Consider the following 18,029-nt stretch of genomic DNA (forward strand, 5'->3'; position numbering starts at 1 on the left):
GAGCAGTGTGCCACGGCGTTCCACTGCGTCACACAGCACTCTGCATTTTTCAGAGTGACACTTGCCAAGTGTTCACGGCGGGGCGATAGTGGCAAGCGTGATTCCGTCCGCGCCCTTAGGAACAGACGCCGCCGCAGGCCGCCCCCAGGGTCTCGGTGCCGCCGATGGGGGTATCCCCGCTCGAGTCGGTTCGGGAGTGGGGGAGGGAGCCGGCCCCGACCAGGCCGCTGCCGAGCGCCGGTTCCGCTTCGAGCTGGCCGCACACCCGGGTTCCCCCGCCCAGGCCAGACGCCTGGCACGGGCGCGACTGACCGGCTGGTCGGTGTGCGAGGACACCTGCGACACCGCGCTGCTCGTCATATCCGAGCTGGTCACCAACGCGATCGTGCACACGGCCAGCGACATCGTCGTGTGCGAGCTGCTCGACGGCGACGACGTGGTGCGCATAGCCGTGCGGGACCAGGGCTGCTCTCCCGACGACCCGCATCCCTCTCCGCAGCGCCCCGAGGAGGAGCACGGGAGGGGGTTGCTCCTCGTCGAGGCCCTCTGTCAGTCCTGGGGCGCCCAGGAACACGGTTCCGGCCTGCTGGTCTGGGCGGATCTGCCGCGCGGTGCCGACGCGCCCACCGCGGCCGCCGAGCCCGCCGAGGCCGGTGACAGCGTGAGCGCCGACCCGGTCCGCGACCCCGCGGAGCCGCGCGACGACCTCGGCTGGGGTGCCCGCCCCAAGCCCGGCACCGCCGACGGCTCCGGGGACGAGGACGAGTCCGAGGAGCAGTCCCTGCGGGCGGGGCTGAGCGGCACACCGGCGCCCCGGGTGGGCCATCAGCACGACCGCACGGCGGGTGCGGAGACGCGTGCGACGTCCCCGGCGCCCTCGCACGGCGCGACGGAGGCGTACGCGGCGGAGCTGATCCGCCCGGCCTCGCACGACGCCCTCGAAACGGACCCCCGCCGCCCGGCCCGCACCGCTCGCCCCACCCCGCAGGACGCCCCGGAGCCCGGGACCCACGCCGGCCATCCGACTCGCCCCGCCCCGGAGCCCGGCATCCGATCTCCGCAGGTGGTACCCCAGCGCAACCACGGCCCGGAGCACCTCGGCAGGGACCGCGCGGACCAGCACCCGCCGCAGCGACACGCACCGGATCACGACGGCGCCGCCGCCTCCCCCGCCGCGCGCCACCGCGACACGGCTCACCACCCCCAGGGCACCGCCGACCGGGACCAGCACGCCCCGCAGTCACACGCCCCGCAGTCTCACGCCCCGGAACGCCAGGGACCGAGCCCGCGCGTCCCGGACCCCCGCACCCTGGGGGCCCTCGGCCCGGACCACCGCGCCTTCAACCCCTTCGGTCCGGACCGGCGCAGCCCGGGCCAGCACGTGCCCGACCTCTGCGTCCTCGACCACCACGGCCCGAGCCACCACGCGCTGGACCACACTCCCTTCACTCACGCCCCGCTCGGCCACGCCCCGCTGAACCAGCGCACACCGGACCACCGCACACCGGACCACCGGGCCCTCGACCACCACGTCCCGGACCAGCTCGGCACCGAGCACCGCATCCCGGCGCATCAGGTACCGGGCCACTCCCCCGCCCCCGCCGGCGAGGCCCCCGCGCCGCGTCCGTTCCCCGGCGGCGGTGCCGGGCCGGGCGGCACCGGGCTCCCCGCGCTCGAAAGAAGCCGAGAGCGAGGGAGGGCGTGAGCGGCGCACCCCGCCCCCGGCCGGTGCGCTCCCTCGACACCCTCGTCCGTGTGCGGCGCGGCCTGGGCACGGCTCCGGAGCCCCCGCGCCGGCTCGCCGTGCCGGACGGCATGACCGCACCGCTGGGCTGCGACGCCGTGGCCGTCCCCGCCGGGATCGGCCCGCTGCTCATGCCCCGGCTGCCCCGCGTGGGCTGCGTGTACGCCGACGAGGCGCACTGGTGGTGGCTCGTCCCGTCCGACTCCGACTACGCCCTGGAGTGGCCCGCCCCGGTGCGCTACACGCGGGGGGCGATCGTCCCGGACGCCGTGCCGGTCCCCGATCTCATCCACCGACCGGACGGTACGCTTCCGTACACCCCGCCGATCCCCCTCTATCTGGCCCTGTGCCGCCTCACGGGCACGACGCCCACCTGGTCACGGCCGATCAGCGCGTAATCCACAGCCGGTGCGGGCGGACGCCTTCCGCGCCTCCCCGGCCCTCCCCCGGCCCCGCGCGTGCGCCCCTACCGGAACCCGGCGGACCCGGCGCACCACCGGCCCCGGGCGGTGGCGCTCTCCCGCACCCGGGCGTACGCCCGCGCGCATGCCTCCTCCGCGCCCCGCGCCCTGTCCTCACCCGTCCCCTGCCGCGATAGTGGCCGTTCGTCCACGATCGCGGGAGGCGGAAAAGGTGGGGAAGGCACACAAACCGAACGGTCCCGACGAACGCGAGGTGTCCGAGTCCGAGCGGCTGCTCTTCGGTGGCCCGCTCCGCTACGACATGGGCTGGAACCAGCACCGCGACGCCTTCCTCGAACTGAGCTTCCGCGCCATGGTGACCCGGCTGCCCTCCCTGCTGGCGGCGAGCCTGCGGCTGGCCCGGCAGGCCGACCCCAGGGCCGCCCGGATCGTGCTGGGCGCGGAGACCGGCCGCGGTGCGGCCCAGGCGGTGAGCCTGCTCGCGGTGAACTCGGTGCTGGGCCGGCTGATCGCCGGCGGCCCGATCGAGGACCGGCTGCGCGGCGCCCTTCCCGCCCTGCTCGTCATGGCCGCGGTCCTCCTCCTCGGAGCGCTGCTGCGGGCCGCGTCGACGTATGCGACCGGGCGTCTGGAACCCAAGGTGGAGCGGGTGGCGACCGAGCTGTACCTGGAACGGGCGGCGGCGGTGGAGCTGGCCGCGATCGAGGACCACGCCTTCCACAAGCTGCTGGACACCGCGCAGTACGGCGCCGCGTCCGCCCGTCGCATGATCATGTACGGCACGCGCGTGGTGAACGCGATGATCTCGCTGATGGCGGCGGCCGGTGTGCTGACGGTGCTGCACCCGCTCCTGCTGCCCCTGCTGGTCACCATGACCCTGCCCAGCGCGTGGAGCGCCCTGACGAACGCCCGGCGCCGCTACGAGTCGTTCCACACCTGGGTGCAGCACGCGCGCGCGGGTCATCTCATCGCCAGTCTCCTCACCGAGCCGGCGGCCGCGCCCGAGATCCGTGTGCACGGTGTCGGCCCGTTCCTGCTGAAGCACTTCCGCGCGATGTCGGAGACCGCGGAGGCGGAGCAGGCCCGGCTGGCCCGGCTCGCCGCCCGGACCGGTCTGATCGCGGCCACCTGGACGGGGCTGGCGACCGTCGCGACGTACGCCACGCTCGGCGGGCTGCTGCTCACCGGGACGATGGCGCTGGCGGTCGCGGGCACCGCGGTCATCGCGATCCGCAGCGGCTCCACGAGCCTGAACACCCTCGTTCTGGAGGTCAACCAGCTGCACGAGGAGGCCCTGTTCGTGGGCGATCTGCAGCGCCTGTACGTCGAGGCGGCCGAACGGGCGATCCCGGTGGGCGGCGCGGCCCTGCCGGACGAGCCGCGGGAGATCCGCTTCGAGAACGTCACGTTCGGCTATCCGGGCGAGTCGACGCGGCCCGCCCTCGACGACGTCACGCTGTCCCTGCCCCTCGGCCGGATCATCGCGCTGGTCGGGGAGAACGGCTCCGGCAAGACGACCCTGGTGAAACTGCTGGCCGGGCTGTACAGGCCGGACCGAGGGCGGATCCTGTGGGACGAGGTGGACGCGGCGGACGCGGACCGGCACCAACTGGCCGAGCGCATCGCGATGGTGGCGCAGGACTTCAAGCGCTGGCCGTTCACGGCACGGGTGAACGTGGCGGTGGGGCGTTCGTCGGCGCCGCTGACCGAGGAACGGCTGACCGGCTCGATCGCGGAGGCCGGCGCCGAGGAGGTGGTCGCGGATCTGCCGCGCGGTCTGGACACCCTGCTGGCCCGGCACTTCAGCGGCGGCCACGAGCTGTCCGGCGGCCAGTGGCAGCGCCTCGGCATCGCGCGGGCCGCGTACCGGCGCGGTCACATCCTGATCGTGGACGAGCCGACGGCGGCCCTGGACGCCCGGGCCGAGCTGGAGGTGTTCGAGAAGATCCGGGCGCTGGCGGGCACCGGCCAGACGGTCGTCCTGATCACCCACCGGCTGGCGTCGGTACGGCACGCGGACCTGGTGCACGTCCTGGACCAGGGCCGGCTGGTGGAGTCGGGGACCCCGGACGAGCTGCTGGCCCGCGGGGGCGTCTACGCGGAGCTGTACGCGCTGCAGGCGGAGCAGTTCACGGTGCAGGTGCCGGCGCGCGCCGTCCCGGAGAAGCTGCCCACGTCGCAGGTCGGCTGACGGCTCAGTCGGCGGCCTCGCCGCCCCGCACGATCACCAGGAACGTGTCGGTCGCGAGGTCCATGACGACCTCGGCGGCCAGCCCCTCCATACGTCGTGCGTGCGCGAACTCCTCCGCGGGCCACGATCCGCGCGGCCCGCCTGCGGGAAAGCGCTCGAGCACGGTTCGCCCGTTCACCATCTCGCACCTCCAGAAAGCGTCGTACTTGTAGGAGTTAACGCCGTCCGGAGGCCGAGCGGCTCGGCCAGTTGCGCTACTGAGACGTAGTCGACACGGATTCGGGGCGGACCGTGAGCATTCGGTCACATTCCGAACATCGCGCGCACCGGGTGTGCCGGAAGCCGTACGCGTCGTGACACCCGGCGTAGCCGCTAGACCGCGAGCGGCAGCGCGGGCACCGGCGCCGTCAGTCCCGCTCGGTCCCGGCGCACGGCGAGTTCGCCGAGGAGTTCGGCGAGCTCGGCCCGGTGCCCCGGGGCGAGCCGGCCGGTGTCGTCGAGGTGGACGGCGCAGGCGGTGGTCGTGTCGACGAGGCGTTCGAGGACGGCGGCGACCTCGTCCGTGCCCTCCGTGTGACGGGCGAGGGCGGGCAGTTCGTGGGCGGCGAGGGCGATGGCGGTACGGGCCTCGGCGAGGGTGCGGTAGGCCTCCCGCCGCAGGGTCCAGCGGGCGGCACGGTCGTCGGAGCCCTCGAGGACGTGGACGAGGTAGGCCTGCGCGGCGTCACCGGCCGCGGCGAGCCGGGCGCGCACCTGGCCGCCGCGCTCCCCCGGCATCGGCAGATGCCCGACGATCAGCACGATCGCGCAGGCCAGCAAGGTTTCCACGATCCGGCTGACGGAGGCCTGCGGCTCGCCGCCGACCATCACGAGGGACAGCACGAGCACGGTGACGACGGCGGTCTGCGCGGCGAAGTGCCGGGTGGAGACGGGGACGAGCGCCCCGCAGACGGCGACCAGCGCGACGAGCCCCTCCGGACGGGGCAGGACGGCGGCGAACCCGGCGAACAGCAGCGCCCCGAGCACGGTCCCCGCGGCCCGGCACAGCACCCGGGACACCAGGGGGCCGAGGTCGGGCTTGACGAGGAAGACGGCGGTGGCGGGCAGCCAGTACCAGTGGGTGTGCCGGCCGTACCAGTGGGAGTGGTGCAGGGCCTGGGCGATGGCCGCGCTGGCCCCGAAGCAGAGGGCGACCCGCAGCCCGTACTCGCGGCCGCCGGCGCCGAACGCGGTCCGCAGCAGGTCGCGGGCGCTGCGCCGGCGGGTGTGCAGATCGCCTCCGCCGCCCCGGTCGAAGGCCTCCGCGGCGTGCAGCAGCGCGTCGTCGAGGGCGCGCAGGGCGGGCGCGGACCGGGTGGGCGCGGGCAGCGGACCGGTGCGGCTGTTCTCGCGTACGGCGGCGGCGAGCCGCCGGGGGCCTTCCGCGGCACGTCCGGTGAGGGGTTCCCCGGCCCAGGCCAGGGCGGTCGCGGCCTCGGCGAGAGGCAGGGCGGCGGCGTACTGGGCGTGCAGCCGCCGTTCGGCGGCCGAGCCGGCGCAGCGGCGCAGACGGGGGCCGGCGAGGGCGTCCTGGGCGTGGTCGAGAGCGGCGGTGAGGGCGGCGCGGCGGGCGGTGGCGTGCCCGGTGCCGGTGGCGTCGAGGAGTTCGGCGACGGCGTCGTACACCCCGGCCACCGCGTCGCGCTCGCCGTCGAAGCGGAAGTCGCCGGTCATCGCGCCGGGCGTGGGCAGGGCGAGCCGCAGCGCGAGCAGCCAGCCGGCGCCCGCGACGAAGGCGAGGGCGCGCGTCCACCCGGCCTCCGGCACCGGCATCCCGGCGCCGACGGCCGCCGCGACGAGCAGCTGTGTCCCGGCGCCGGAGGCGACGGGCCCGATGGCGCTCAGCCCGCCGGCGAGAAGCCCCAGTCCGGTGAGGACGGCCGTCAGCGCGAGGGCGCCCACGTGGTCCCCGACGTACGTCCCGGCGAGCATGCCGCCCGCTCCGGCCAGCGCGGGCGCCCCGAGCCGCTTGACGGCGGCCCGCCTGCTGCCGGGCCGGTCGTTGATCCCGGCCAGCATGGCGGCGATGGCGGCGACGACCCCGAGGGACACCCGCCCGGCGAGGACCGCGACGAGCAGCAGCGGACCGGCGGCCAGCGCACCCCGCGTCACGGCACTCCATGGGACGGGTCCGCGCTGGGCGCGCAGGGCGTGGGCGAGCCAGGGCGGCAGAACTGTGCGAAGGGCAACGGTGGAACGCGGTGACACGAAGCTCCTGTCGTGGCGAGGGCGGGGTGTGCTCTCGGGCGACGGTGGCCGGGGCGGTCAGCGGTGAGCTGTGGTGTCCACGGTACGGGGTGGCCTCGGAGGAAACAGGGCAGTTGCGTTTCGGGGAGGTGACGGCTTGGACGAATCCCGCTTTCTTTATGAACGCAACTCCCGGAAGGGCATGGATGAACCCGTCCCGGGACGGCACTTCCGGTGCCGGAAGGACGGGAAAGCGGGAGCGGGGCCGGAGGCGTAGCCTGCCCCCGGCCCCTGTCGATGCCGCCCAGGTGGCACGCCGGCACGCTTGAGGACCCAGGTCAATCTCATGTCGTCGTGTCCTGCCTTTGGACCACCGCGCATCGAGCTGCGCGGGCCGGACTTGAACCGGCACTTCGACGTCCGGGGGCCTGGGCCCGGTCGATCCGGCGATCGGCGGCGAATGCTGAGTCTGGAGCGAGAGTCTGAGATTCATCGCGGTCCCGCCCCGACACGCTGTGGGGTACGGACCGTTTCGTCACGACAAGCTTCAGCTTCAGCTTGCGCTCCTCGCGCACCCCGGCCGCAGTGGGCCGGGGGTCTCACATGGTTACTCGAAGAGGTAACCGAACACCGCGTCACCGACCCGCTGGTCGACGACCTCGACGCCATTCGCCTCTTCCCGCGCGAATTTCACGGCCTGCTGCACCTTCTCGACCCGGGCCAGGATTTCATTGATCCGGCGGGCCGGAAGGGCTCCGGAGAACTTCACGGTCGTCCAGTATCCGACCGGCACGTCCTCGTAGTACACCTCGACCTGCGCCGGGTGCTTGTCGGTCGCCTCCGCCTTCACATGGTTGCGCGGGACCTTCTTGGTGCGCAGGGTCCGCACCGGCTCGGTCTTCCACGCGTCGGTGGAGGGGTCCCGCACCCAGGCCTCGGAGGCGTCGAGGACGGGCAGCTTGCGCACGAACGCATGGAGGTCGACGAGCTGCTTCTCGAGGAAGAGCAGGTAGGACACGGGCACGTCGGCGACGAGGACCCGCCCGTCCACCTTCACGTCCGCGCGGGCCGTGCAGTTGGCCCAGTCCTTGGTGGCGGTCACGTCGAACAGCCGGGTCAGCGTGGCCGCGGTCTCCCGCAGCACGTCCTCGGCCTGCACCTGCACGCGCGTCGACTCGGGCGGCAGCTGCTCGCCCTCCTCGTCCTTGGGCTGGTAGGTCCGCGAGATGCCGGCCAGCAACGCGGGCTTCTGGAGCCCGTGGTGAGCCGCGGTCAGGTCCTGGTGAGCCTTGGACTTGATGCCCTTCTCGACTGCGATGATCTGATTGAGTTTCGCCACGAGAAGGACCGTAGCAACGCCAACTCGTCCGTCTCCAACGATTATTCGACGCCGTGCTTTTCCGAGGCCGCCCGTACGCATTCCGCGAAGAGCGACTCCGCCCTTTCGACGACGTTCACGAGCTCACCGGATTCGGCGCTCCCGAGAAGGCCGACGAGTTCGTCGACGCCGCGCAGCCCCGCCCTTTCCAGCAACCTCTTCTCGTTCGTCACCCACTCCCCGCGCGCCGCCAGCACCGCGTGCCCCACCTGCGCCGCCGCCACGGCGAGCGCCCCGGCCGTCTCGGTACGCCGCCCGGCGGGCGCATGAGCGGCCTTGGCGTAGCCGAGGGTGGCGCGGGCGGTTCCGCACCAGCGTTCGGGAGCGGTACGGCGAAGCTCCGCGGGGTACGCCACGGGCTGCCGCAGCTCACCGCGCAGCACCCCGTTGACGGCGAGCTCGGCGACGACCAGATAGCTCGGGATCCCGGCGAGATGGAACATCAGCGGCTCCACCCGGAACCGCCCCTCCTCCGCCTCCGCCCACTCGTGTTCGACGACGTCGAGGTCCCGGTAGTGCACGTCGACGCGCCGCCCGTCGACCGTCAGCCAGGCGCCCCCGTTGAACACCCCACCGCCCCATCCGCCGATCTCCGACACCTCCCCCTCCCAGCCGACGGCCCGCAGGTCGTCGGGGTCGAAGGCACCCCGGTAGTACACGGCCAGGTCCCAGTCGCTGTCGCCGCGGTGCGTGCCCTGGGCCCGGGAACCGCCGAGCGCCACGGCCCGGACGCCGGGGAGGGCGGCGAGACGGCCGGCGGTGGTGTCGAGGAACTCGGTGTCGCTACGGACGGGCACGGGCATCCGCCTCCTCGGTTCGTGGCGGCGCACGCCCTGTGCGCGCCGCAGACGCGCAGGCAAGGGTGGCTGGGCAGCGCCTCGGTTGTCGACCGGATATCGGCGGCGGCCGGTCCGGGCGATTGTCAGTGCGACGCGCTGTCAAGGGAGGAGTCACTCGGCGTGACGACGGGGGAGGTCGTGATGACGGCACACGGACGGGACCGGGCGGGACGGAGCGCCGGTGTCGGCGGCCCGCGTCGTGTGAGCCTGCGTCAGCGCCGGGCGTACGCGTCGGTGGCCGCGACCAGCGCCTCCGCCACGCCCGGCGCCGTCGCGTTGTGCCCGGCCTGGTCCACGACCACCAACTCGCTGCCCGGCCAGGCATGGTGGAGCCGCCAGACGACACCGAGGAGGTTGCCGAAGTCGAGGCTGCCCTGGACCAGGGTGCCGGGCACTCCCCCGAGGAGAGGCGCGTCGCGCAGGACCACGCCCTCCGCACCCCCCTCGCCCAGGAAGTGGCCGTTGCCCCAGTAGTGCGTGACGGTTCGGGCGAACCCCATACGGAACGCCGGATCCTCGAAACGCTCCACCGACCGCGGGGGCGCCGGGATGGTCGCCGTCTCCCAGTCGGTCCACGCCCGCGCCGCCCGCTCCCGCACCCGTGGGTCGGGCGACTCCAGGAGCCGGTTGTACGCGGCCGCGAGGTTCCCCTCCCGCGCGGTGCCCTCCGGCAGCCCCGCCAGGAACCGTTCGAAGGCCTCCGGGAAGATCTTCCCGAGCCCTCTGGTCAGCAGCTCCACCTCGGCGTCGGAACCGGTCGCGACCCCGGTCAGCACCAGCTCGCTCACCACGCCGGGGTGCGTCTGCGCGTACCGCAGCGCCAGCACCGACCCCCACGACACGCCCCACACCAGCCACCGCCCGATCCCCAGCCGCTCACGCAGCAGCTCCAGGTCGGCCAGGAGGTGCGCCGTCGTGTTGACGCTCATGTCGGTGTCGTACGCGCCGGCGCTCGGCGTGGACCGCCCGCAGCCCCGCTGGTCGAGCAGCACGATCCGGTACGCCTCCGGGTCGAACAGCCGCCGCGCCCAGGGGCCGGCCCCGGAGCCCGGGCCCCCGTGCAGCACCAGCGCGGGCTTGCCGCGCGGGTTCCCGCAGGTCTCCCAGTAGACCCGGTTGCCGTCCCCGACATCGAGCATGCCGTGGTCGTACGGTTCGATCTCCGGATACGGACTCATCCGGGCACCCTAGAGGCCGTACGCCGCCGGGAGCACGCCCTTTACCGCCGTCGGGCCCGGGCGTCCTCCCCCTCCTCAGCGGTGCCCTGTCCGGCCGGCCCCGCCGCCTCCGCCGCCCTGCGCAGCACATCCCTCAGCATCTCGGGGGTGAGACGGCCGGTGAAGGTGTTGCGCTGACTGACGTGGAAACAGCCGAACAGCTCCAGCCCTCCCGGATCTCCCGCACCTCCGGGTCTCCCCTGCCCTTCCGGATGCTCCAGTCCGTCGTCCCCTTCCGTTCTTTCCAGCGTCACCCGCGTCCCGTGGGTGAAGACCGGCCGTGGCCGGGGTACCGTCCAGCCCGCCTCGGCGAAGGCGGGGAGCGCTGCCTGCCAGCCGAACGCGCCGAGAACGACGACCGCGCGCAGTGTCGGCCGCAGCAGGCGCAGCTCCTGGACGAGCCAGGGCCGGCAGGTGTCCCGCTCCGCGGGGGTGGGCTTGTTGGCGGGCGGTGCGCAGTGCACCGGCGCGGTCACCCGCACGCCGTACAGCTCCAGTCCGTCGTCGGCGGAGACGGACGTGGGCTGCGAGGCGAGCCCCACGTCGTACAGCGCCCGGTACAGCACGTCACCGGAGCGGTCGCCGGTGAACATGCGGCCGGTGCGGTTGCCGCCGTGCGCTGCCGGGGCGAGCCCGACGATCAGCAGCCGGGCGTCCGGCGGGCCGAAGCCGGGGACCGGACGGCCCCAGTACGTCCAGTCGGCGAAGGACGCCCGCTTGGTACGGGCCACCTCCTCACGCCAGGCCACCAGCCGGGGGCAGGCCCGGCACCCCACGACCCGCCGGTCGAGACCGGCGAGACCGGTGGGCCCCAGGGGCCCGGAGCGGTGCGGGGCGTCCATGCCTCCACCGTACGGCCGGTTCCCGCCCCTCCCCTCAGGCGGCTCGGCGACGTACCGCCCTCACCCAGATCCCGTCCTCCGTCAGATGCCGGTCCACTCCCAGGCCCGCTTCCGCCAGCGCCTCCTCGAACTGTTCCTCGGTCAGGGGTCTGGAGCGGAAGGTCTGGGTCCACACCGCGTCCGGGAACACGTACTCCGCGCGGACCGAGTGGACTCCGTCGCCGACCGGTTCCGAGGAGACCATCCGCACGGTGAAGCCGCTCGGGTCGACGCGCTCGCGGGGCAGGTCGGTGTGGTAGTCCGCCCCCTCGCGCTGGATCAGCACGCACCCGCCGTCGGCCACGTGCCGGGCGCAGGCGCGCAGCAGACCCCGCCGGACATCGGCGTCCCCGCTGTGCACGAGGAACGACGCGAGCATCACCACGTCGAAGGTCTCGCCCAGGTCGAGGGTCTCGATCGAGGCGCATATCGTGCGCGCTCCGCGGACGCGCTCCAGCATCTCGGCGGACTCGTCGACCGCCGTGACCGTGAACCCGCGCTCCAGGAGGGCGTGGGTCACCCGGCCGACCCCGCTCCCCAGTTCCAGGATGTGGGCGCCCGCGGGCACCGCCGCGGAGACGACATCCGGCTCGTCCCTGACGGGCAGCCGGGAGTAGAGCTCGACCGCGCAGCCGTCCGGGGTGATCGCACCGGGCCCCGTGCCTTCGTATCCCTCTCGCATGTCCAGCCTCATGCCCGTCCAACGGCCCGGTCTCGGACAGCCGTTCCCGCCCCGCACCGGTTCACCCGTTCGAGCTACAGGGGCAGCCAGCCGTGTCGGACGAACCAGTTCCCGCCCTCCCGCAGATGGTCCACGACCGCCCGCTGGAGAGGTGTGTCGCGCGGCAGCCGGTCGAGAGGGATGCCGGTGGTGCCGAAGACGAAGCGGAGCGGCACGGTGTCCTCCGGTTCGGCCGGCAGCCGGCTGAGACGGAACCGTTCCTGGAAGCGCACGATGTTGGAGTCCTCGGGCAGATACCGCTTCAGCTGCGGGTCGAGCAGCCAGGAACCGCAGGTCGCCACCGTGTAGGGCTCGTCGGGATAGTGGCGGGCGAAGAAGTCCCGGGCCAGGGCGAGGGAGCGGTCGACGGCCTCGGGGGACAACGGCCCCATGAAGTCCGGCACGTGCAGGTTCAGCCCCGGGTCTCCGGGTCCCAGGGGGAGGCCGGCCGCGACGGCCGAGTCGCTCGTCCGGCTGCCGATCCGGTCCCGCTGGAACTGCAGCCGCCCCAACTGGTAGAGCTCGCCGTGGAAGTGCAGCGTGAGCCAGCCGGGTGCCAGCACCCCGCCCGTGCCGTGCCGGCGCCGGTGCAGGGCGACGCACCGCCCGACGTCCGCGAGGGTCCGCCGGCCGACCTCCTCCGGAACGCCCCGCTCGCGGTGGTGGGCCCGCACCCGCGGCAGCGCCGCCGCGAACACGTACAGGGGGAAGTAGCGCGCCGACGGATCCGGTGCGTCCAGCGCGGGCAGGTCCACTCCCCCGCGGATCCGGCCCATCCCCCGCACGAGTTCCGCGACGGTCTCCTCCAGGATCCGCAGCGCCTCCGCGTCCCCCGCGATCCGCCGGCTCAGGCGCACGGCCTCGTCGATGTCCTCGTGCGGTACGGCGAGGTCGAGGAGCGTCTCGGCCAGTTCGTCGGCGTCCGGCAGCACGGCCCCCACCCTCTCTGTCTCCCTTGGAGAACGTCCGCACGGAAGAGTACGTTGCCAGGGAGGAGTGATGGTTCCGATGCGTACGGGCAGTGAACCGACGACAGCGCGCAGTGCCCTGCGGGTGCGTTTCTGGCTGAGCGTGTGGGGACTGCTCTGGGCCGTCTTCGGGACGGCGGCGTTCGCTCTCGCGGGCCGTCCCGGGTGGGCGGCCGCCTGCGGGGTGCTCTGGCTGGTGGTCACCGTGGATCTGGTGATGGTCCTCCGGCACATCCGGCAGGGCCCGCACTACCAGCCGGGCCGTGACATCCCACCGTACCGGCCGCCGGAGCACCACCCGTGAGGTCCGGCCGACCGGGGCCGGTACCCGGGGGGGTGCCGCTCAGGTCTCGAAGCGTGCCGCCTTGAGGTACTGCGGGTTGGGGTCCAGCGCGGCCGCCAGGCGGAAGTGGCGTTTGGCCTGGTCACCGCGTCCCTGCCGCTCGTAGGTGCGGGCGAGCGCGAAGTGCGCGAACGCGTTGTCCGGCTCCCGCTCCAGGACGACGGTGAACTCCAGCTCGGCGGGCCTGAGTTGCGCGGCGGCGAAGAAGGCGCGGGCGCGCAGCAGGCGTGCGGCGGTGTTCTCGGGATGTGCGGCGATGACACGGTCGAGCAGTTTCACCGCGCCCCGCGGGTCCCGTGCGGCGAGCAGTTGCTCCGCGGCACGGAAGTCGATGACGTGCGTCTCCGGAGTACGTCCGGTCGAACCGCTGATATCGGGCACGGAAAAATCCTTCCCTTGCTGGGAGGGTTCAACGCGCGGAGCGAGGCCTCCTATTCCGCGCGCCCTGTCGCCGTGAGCGTTCCGTGGGCCCCTGTCTCCGCGAGGGCTACCGCGTGGTCCGGTGCTCCTCGTGCGCCCTGCGCACCAGCTCGGCCCACACGTCCTCCACCCGCCGCCGCAGCTCCGGCAGCGGCACGTCGTTGTCGATCACGACGTCGGCGATCTCCCGGCGCTGCTCCCGGGTCGCCTGGGCGGCCATCCTGGCGCGGGCGTCCTGCTCGCTCATGCCGCGCAGCCGGACCAGCCGGTCGAGCTGCGTCTCGGGAGCGGCGTCGACCACGACCACGAGGTCGTACAGCGGGGCGAGGCCGTTCTCGGTGAGGAGGGGGACGTCGTGGACGACCACGGCGTCCTCGGGGGCGGCCGTCTCCAGTTCGCGGGAGCGGGCGCCGACCAGGGGGTGCACGATCGCGTTGAGGACGGCCAGCTTCTCCGGGTCGGCGAAGACGATCGAACCCAGTCTGGGGCGGTCGAGGCCGCCGTCCGGGGCGAGGACGTCCTCCCCGAAGGCGTCGACGACCGCCGCGAGTCCCGGCGTGCCCGGCGCGACGACGTCGCGCGCGATGCGGTCCGCGTCGATCAGCACGGCCCCGCACTCGACGAGCAGCCGCGACACCTCGCTCTTGCCGGCGCCGATCCCGCCGGTCAGGCCCACCTTCAGCATGAGCGGAAGCTTAGGGCCTGCCGCCGGCGGCGCCTCCGGCAGGCCCCGGGCGAGGCGGTGGTCAGTTGTCGCCCTCGCGCTCCGCCAGGAAACGCTCGAACTCCTGGCCGATCTCGTCGGCCGACGGGATGTCCACCGGCTCGGCGAGCATGTTGCCCCGGGTCTCGGCGCCCGCCGCCGCGTCGTACTGGTGTTCAAGACCCTGGACCAGCGCGGTGAGCTCCTCGTCGCCCTCCTGGATCTGCCGGTCGATCTCGGTCTGGGTCCGGTGGGCGTCCGTACGCAGGCTGTGCGCGATGCCCGGCAGGACCAGGCCGGTCGCCGCGGTGATCGCCTCCAGGACGGTCAGCGCCGCGTCCGGGTACGCGGAGCGGGCGATGTAGTGCGGGACGTGCGCGGCGACGCCCAGGACGTCGTGGCCGGCCTCCACGAGGCGGTACTCGACGAGCGCCGCCGCGCTGCCGGGCACCTGGGCCTCGTCGAAGGGGCTGCGGTGGCCCGGCACCAGGTCCGTGCGGTTGCCGTGCGGGGTCAGGCCCACCGGGCGTGTGTGCGGGACGCCCATGGGGATGCCGTGGAAGTTCACCGACAGGCGTACGCCCAGCCGCTCCACGATCTGCTTCACGGCCAGGGCGAAGCGCTCCCACTCGACGTCCGGCTCGGGCCCGGACAGCAGCAGGAAGGGCGCTCCGGTGGTGTCCTGGAGAAGCCGCACCTCGATGGCGGGCTCCTCGTACTCCGTCCAGCGGTCGCGCTGGAAGGTCAGCAGCGGCCGGCGCGCGCGGTAGTCCACCAGTCGGTCGTGGTCGAAGCGGGCGACGAGTTGGTGGGGCAGCGAGTCGAGGAGCCGGTCGACGATCTGGTCGCCGGTCTCGCCCGCGTCGATGTATCCGTCGAAGTGGTAGAGCATGACAAGTCCGGCCGACTCCTGGGCCAGCGCCATGTCGACGACGGCCAGCCCCTTCGGCTCCCATGCGTACAAACCCTGCGGATCAAGCACTTGGACCGCTCCTCCTCGTGTTCGTACATCTCAACGCGCGTGGAGGCAGGGTCATTCCCACCCCGGCCCATGATCAGCCGGCTCTCACCGCCGTCTCCTGACGGGAGGGCAGAACGACACCGAGGGGCCGCACCTCGAAAGGTACGGCCCCTCGGTCAGGAGCTACAGCTCAGTGAGCGGCGTTCAGCTCTGGCCGCCGGCCAGCTTCTCGCGAAGCGCGGCGAGCGCCTCGTCCGAGGCCAGCGCACCGGAGGTGTCCGCACCCTCGGAGGAGTACGAGCCGCCACCGGACGCGGCCGGAGCCGCAGCCTCGCCGCCCTCGGCGGCAGCAGCCGCGTCGGCCTCGCGGGACTTGATGACCTGCTGCTGGTGCTGCTCGAAGCGGGTCTGCGCCTCGGCGTACTGGCGCTCCCACTCCTCGCGCTGCTTCTCGTAGCCCTCGAGCCAGTCGTTGGTCTCGGGGTCGAAGCCCTCGGGGTAGATGTAGTTGCCCTGGTCGTCGTACGACGCGGCCATGCCGTACAGGGTCGGGTCGAACTCGACCGAGGCCGGGTCGGCACCGAAGGACTCGTTGGCCTGCTTCAGCGAGAGGCTGATGCGACGGCGCTCGAGGTCGATGTCGATGACCTTGACGAAGATCTCGTCGTTGACCTGGACGACCTGCTCCGGGATCTCCACGTGGCGCTCGGCCAGCTCGGAGATGTGGACCAGACCCTCGATGCCCTCGTCCACGCGGACGAACGCACCGAACGGAACCAGCTTCGTGACCTTGCCGGGCACGACCTGGCCGATCTGGTGGGTGCGGGCGAACTGCTGCCACGGGTCTTCCTGGGTCGCCTTCAGCGACAGGGAGACGCGCTCGCGGTCCATGTCGACGTCGAGGACCTCGACCGTGACCTCCTGGCCGACCTCGACGACCTCGGAGGGGTGGTCGATGTGCTTCCAGGACAGCTCGGAGACGTGGACCAGACCGTCGACGCCACCCAGGTCCACGAAGGCACCGAAGTTGACGATCGAGGAGACCACACCGGAACGGACCTGACCCTTCTGGAGGGTCGTGAGGAACGTCTGGCGGACCTCGGACTGGGTCTGCTCCAGCCAGGCACGGCGGGACAGGACCACGTTGTTGCGGTTCTTGTCCAGCTCGATGATCTTCGCCTCGAGCTCCTTGCCCACGTAGGGCTGGAGGTCGCGGACGCGGCGCATCTCGACCAGGGAGGCCGGGAGGAAGCCACGGAGGCCGATGTCGAGGATGAGGCCACCCTTGACGACCTCGATGACGGTACCGGTGACGATGCCGTCCTCTTCCTTGATCTTCTCGATGGTGCCCCAGGCACGCTCGTACTGGGCGCGCTTCTTCGAGAGGATCAGGCGGCCTTCCTTGTCCTCCTTCTGGAGGACCAGGGCCTCGATCTCGTCACCGACGGCGACGACCTCGTTCGGGTCGACGTCGTGCTTGATCGAGAGCTCTCGGCTCGGGATGACACCTTCGGTCTTGTAACCGATGTCGAGCAGGACCTCGTCCCGGTCGACCTTCACGATGACGCCGTCGACGATGTCGCCGTCGTTGAAGTACTTGATCGTCTCGTCGATCGCGGCGAGGAAGGCTTCCTCGTTACCGATGTCGTTGACCGCAACCTGCGGGGTGGTGGCGGTGGTCTCGGTGCTGCTCGTCATGTGGGAAAGGGCTCCGGTACGGACATTGAAGTCGTAGGTACTGCTACGCCGGGAGCCCGTATCGCTCTGAAGAAGCCGGACAGCTCAAGAAGCGCCCCACCAGCGAACTGGCGATGCGCCTCGACAACCGAGGGGACATACAACAGATGCGAGCGCAGCCTGCTCCGTCTGAGGTGCGCAGGCCCGCAGCGCAACTTGTAGCATACGGGGGCAGCCGGGCAGGGTCAATGCGCGAAGGCGCACACCCGGGGCAGAACGCCGCATACCCGGCACACAACCTTTCTCCTGAGGCCACGCAGGCCGCAGGAAGCCCCTCCGGTGACACTCCGGTGGCACCGTCGGGCGGGTTGCACGGAAGAGTACGACGAGGGAGCCGATCATCCAAGAGCCCGTATCGCCCGCACAGGTCCCCGAGCCGGACTTCGAGCCCGAGGCCACCCGGCGCGACGCCGACGTCACGGAGAGCTCCCGGGCCAACCGGGGCTGGTGGGACCGCAACGCGGACGAGTACCAGACCGAGCACGGCACCTTCCTCGGCGACGACCGCTTCGTGTGGGGTCCCGAGGGTCTCGACGAGGTGGAGGCCGAGCTGCTCGGGCCGCCCGAGGACCTCAAGGGCCAGGACGTCCTGGAGATCGGCGCCGGCGCCGCCCAGTGTTCGCGCTGGCTGGCCGCCCAGGGCGCGCGCCCGGTCGCCCTGGACCTCTCGCACCGGCAGCTCCAGCACGCGCTGCGCATCGGTGGGGGCTTCCCGCTGGTGTGCGCCGACGCGGGTGCGCTGCCCTTCGCGGACGGCTCCTTCGACCTGGCCTGCTCGGCGTACGGGGCGCTGCCCTTCGTGGCCGATCCGGTGCTGGTGCTGAAGGAGGTCCACCGAGTCCTGCGCCCCGGCGGCCGGTTCGTGTTCTCGGTGACCCATCCGATCCGCTGGGCGTTCCCGGACGAGCCGGGCCCGGAGGGTCTGTCGGTCTCCGCCTCCTATTTCGACCGTACGCCGTACGTGGAGGTGGACGAGCGGGGCCAGGCGGTCTACGTCGAGCACCACCGCACGATCGGCGACCGGGTCCGCGATCTGGTGGCCGCCGGTTTCCGTCTGGTGGACCTGGTCGAGCCGGAGTGGCCGGCCTGGAACACGTCCGAGTGGGGCGGCTGGTCGCCGCTGCGCGGGAACCTGATCCCGGGCACCGCGATCTTCGTCTGTGAGCGCGGCCGGGAGCGCGACCGCTCTCGTTAGACAACGCGCGCGCGTGGGCGCGGGTGACGCACGCGCGGGTGACGTACGCGCGCGTGGGGCGCGATGTCGCGGTCGTACGACAC

At 72.8% G+C, this 18,029-nt stretch carries 16 protein-coding genes and 1 pseudogene; 5 read left to right on the plus strand and 12 right to left on the minus strand.

Annotated features, from left to right (window positions below; translation table 11 throughout):
- Positions 1 to 88 precede the first annotated feature (88 nt).
- The 3 genes and pseudogenes from ACFY2L_RS01165 to ACFY2L_RS01175 form a co-directional block, all read left to right on the plus strand.
- Positions 89 to 778 (plus strand): annotated as a pseudogene (locus tag ACFY2L_RS01165) (ATP-binding protein); the annotation flags it as partial.
- Positions 779 to 1,701: 923 nt separating this feature from the next.
- The gene (locus tag ACFY2L_RS01170) at positions 1,702 to 2,142 is read left to right on the plus strand and encodes a hypothetical protein (RefSeq protein ID WP_390821206.1); all 441 of its coding nucleotides are present in this window, start codon (positions 1,702 to 1,704) and stop codon (positions 2,140 to 2,142) included.
- Positions 2,143 to 2,467: 325 nt separating this feature from the next.
- Complete coding sequence (locus ACFY2L_RS01175; RefSeq protein WP_390821685.1) at positions 2,468 to 4,357, plus strand: ABC transporter ATP-binding protein; 1,890 nt, start codon at positions 2,468 to 2,470, stop codon at positions 4,355 to 4,357.
- A 4-nt stretch (positions 4,358 to 4,361) separates the two neighbouring features.
- On the opposite strand, the gene ACFY2L_RS01180 is transcribed toward ACFY2L_RS01175, so the two are convergent.
- From ACFY2L_RS01180 to ACFY2L_RS01215, 8 genes are all read right to left on the minus strand, one after another.
- A complete protein-coding gene (locus tag ACFY2L_RS01180) occupies positions 4,362 to 4,538 on the minus strand; it encodes a hypothetical protein (RefSeq protein WP_390655951.1) in 177 nt (58 codons plus the stop codon).
- Between the two features lie 191 nt (positions 4,539 to 4,729).
- Positions 4,730 to 6,604, minus strand: coding sequence for an FUSC family protein (locus ACFY2L_RS01185; protein WP_390821207.1), 1,875 nt, complete (start codon positions 6,602 to 6,604; stop codon positions 4,730 to 4,732).
- 586 nt (positions 6,605 to 7,190) lie between these two features.
- Positions 7,191 to 7,922, minus strand: coding sequence for a hypothetical protein (locus tag ACFY2L_RS01190; RefSeq protein ID WP_390821208.1), 732 nt, complete (start codon positions 7,920 to 7,922; stop codon positions 7,191 to 7,193).
- Positions 7,923 to 7,963: 41 nt separating this feature from the next.
- Positions 7,964 to 8,764, minus strand: a complete 801-nt coding sequence (locus ACFY2L_RS01195) for a nucleotidyltransferase domain-containing protein (protein ID WP_390821209.1) — start codon at positions 8,762 to 8,764, stop codon at positions 7,964 to 7,966.
- Positions 8,765 to 9,012: 248 nt separating this feature from the next.
- Entirely contained in the window at positions 9,013 to 9,978 is a 966-nt protein-coding gene (gene pip, locus ACFY2L_RS01200; RefSeq protein WP_390821210.1) for a prolyl aminopeptidase, read from the minus strand.
- 41 nt (positions 9,979 to 10,019) lie between these two features.
- Positions 10,020 to 10,859, minus strand: coding sequence for a uracil-DNA glycosylase (locus ACFY2L_RS01205; RefSeq protein ID WP_390821211.1), 840 nt, complete (start codon positions 10,857 to 10,859; stop codon positions 10,020 to 10,022).
- A 34-nt stretch (positions 10,860 to 10,893) separates the two neighbouring features.
- On the minus strand, positions 10,894 to 11,580 hold the full coding sequence (locus ACFY2L_RS01210; RefSeq protein WP_390655945.1) for a class I SAM-dependent methyltransferase: 687 nt from the start codon (positions 11,578 to 11,580) through the stop codon (positions 10,894 to 10,896).
- A 74-nt stretch (positions 11,581 to 11,654) separates the two neighbouring features.
- The gene (locus tag ACFY2L_RS01215) at positions 11,655 to 12,551 is read right to left on the minus strand and encodes an acyltransferase domain-containing protein (RefSeq protein ID WP_390821686.1); all 897 of its coding nucleotides are present in this window, start codon (positions 12,549 to 12,551) and stop codon (positions 11,655 to 11,657) included.
- A gap of 67 nt (positions 12,552 to 12,618) precedes the next feature.
- Here ACFY2L_RS01215 and ACFY2L_RS01220 point away from each other — a divergent pair, with 67 nt between their 5' ends.
- Positions 12,619 to 12,891 (plus strand): DUF6343 family protein, encoded by a 273-nt coding sequence (locus ACFY2L_RS01220; RefSeq protein ID WP_390821212.1) that lies wholly within the window; start codon positions 12,619 to 12,621, stop codon positions 12,889 to 12,891.
- A 39-nt stretch (positions 12,892 to 12,930) separates the two neighbouring features.
- Here the strand turns inward: ACFY2L_RS01220 and ACFY2L_RS01225 are convergent, their stop codons facing one another.
- From ACFY2L_RS01225 to rpsA, 4 genes are all read right to left on the minus strand, one after another.
- Positions 12,931 to 13,311 (minus strand): tetratricopeptide repeat protein, encoded by a 381-nt coding sequence (locus tag ACFY2L_RS01225; protein ID WP_390655943.1) that lies wholly within the window; start codon positions 13,309 to 13,311, stop codon positions 12,931 to 12,933.
- A gap of 106 nt (positions 13,312 to 13,417) precedes the next feature.
- Positions 13,418 to 14,035, minus strand: a complete 618-nt coding sequence (gene coaE, locus ACFY2L_RS01230; RefSeq protein WP_390821213.1) for a dephospho-CoA kinase — start codon at positions 14,033 to 14,035, stop codon at positions 13,418 to 13,420.
- Between the two features lie 61 nt (positions 14,036 to 14,096).
- Entirely contained in the window at positions 14,097 to 15,035 is a 939-nt protein-coding gene (locus ACFY2L_RS01235) for a PAC2 family protein (RefSeq protein WP_390655941.1), read from the minus strand.
- A 183-nt stretch (positions 15,036 to 15,218) separates the two neighbouring features.
- Entirely contained in the window at positions 15,219 to 16,712 is a 1,494-nt protein-coding gene (rpsA, locus tag ACFY2L_RS01240) for a 30S ribosomal protein S1 (protein ID WP_067015219.1), read from the minus strand.
- A gap of 376 nt (positions 16,713 to 17,088) precedes the next feature.
- Between rpsA and ACFY2L_RS01245 the strand changes: the two genes are divergently transcribed.
- Complete coding sequence (locus ACFY2L_RS01245) at positions 17,089 to 17,946, plus strand: class I SAM-dependent methyltransferase (protein ID WP_390656202.1); 858 nt, start codon at positions 17,089 to 17,091, stop codon at positions 17,944 to 17,946.
- Positions 17,947 to 18,029 lie beyond the last annotated feature (83 nt).

It is taken from the genome of Streptomyces sp. NPDC001381, from assembly GCF_042895685.1.
Classification (GTDB): domain Bacteria; phylum Actinomycetota; class Actinomycetes; order Streptomycetales; family Streptomycetaceae; genus Streptomyces.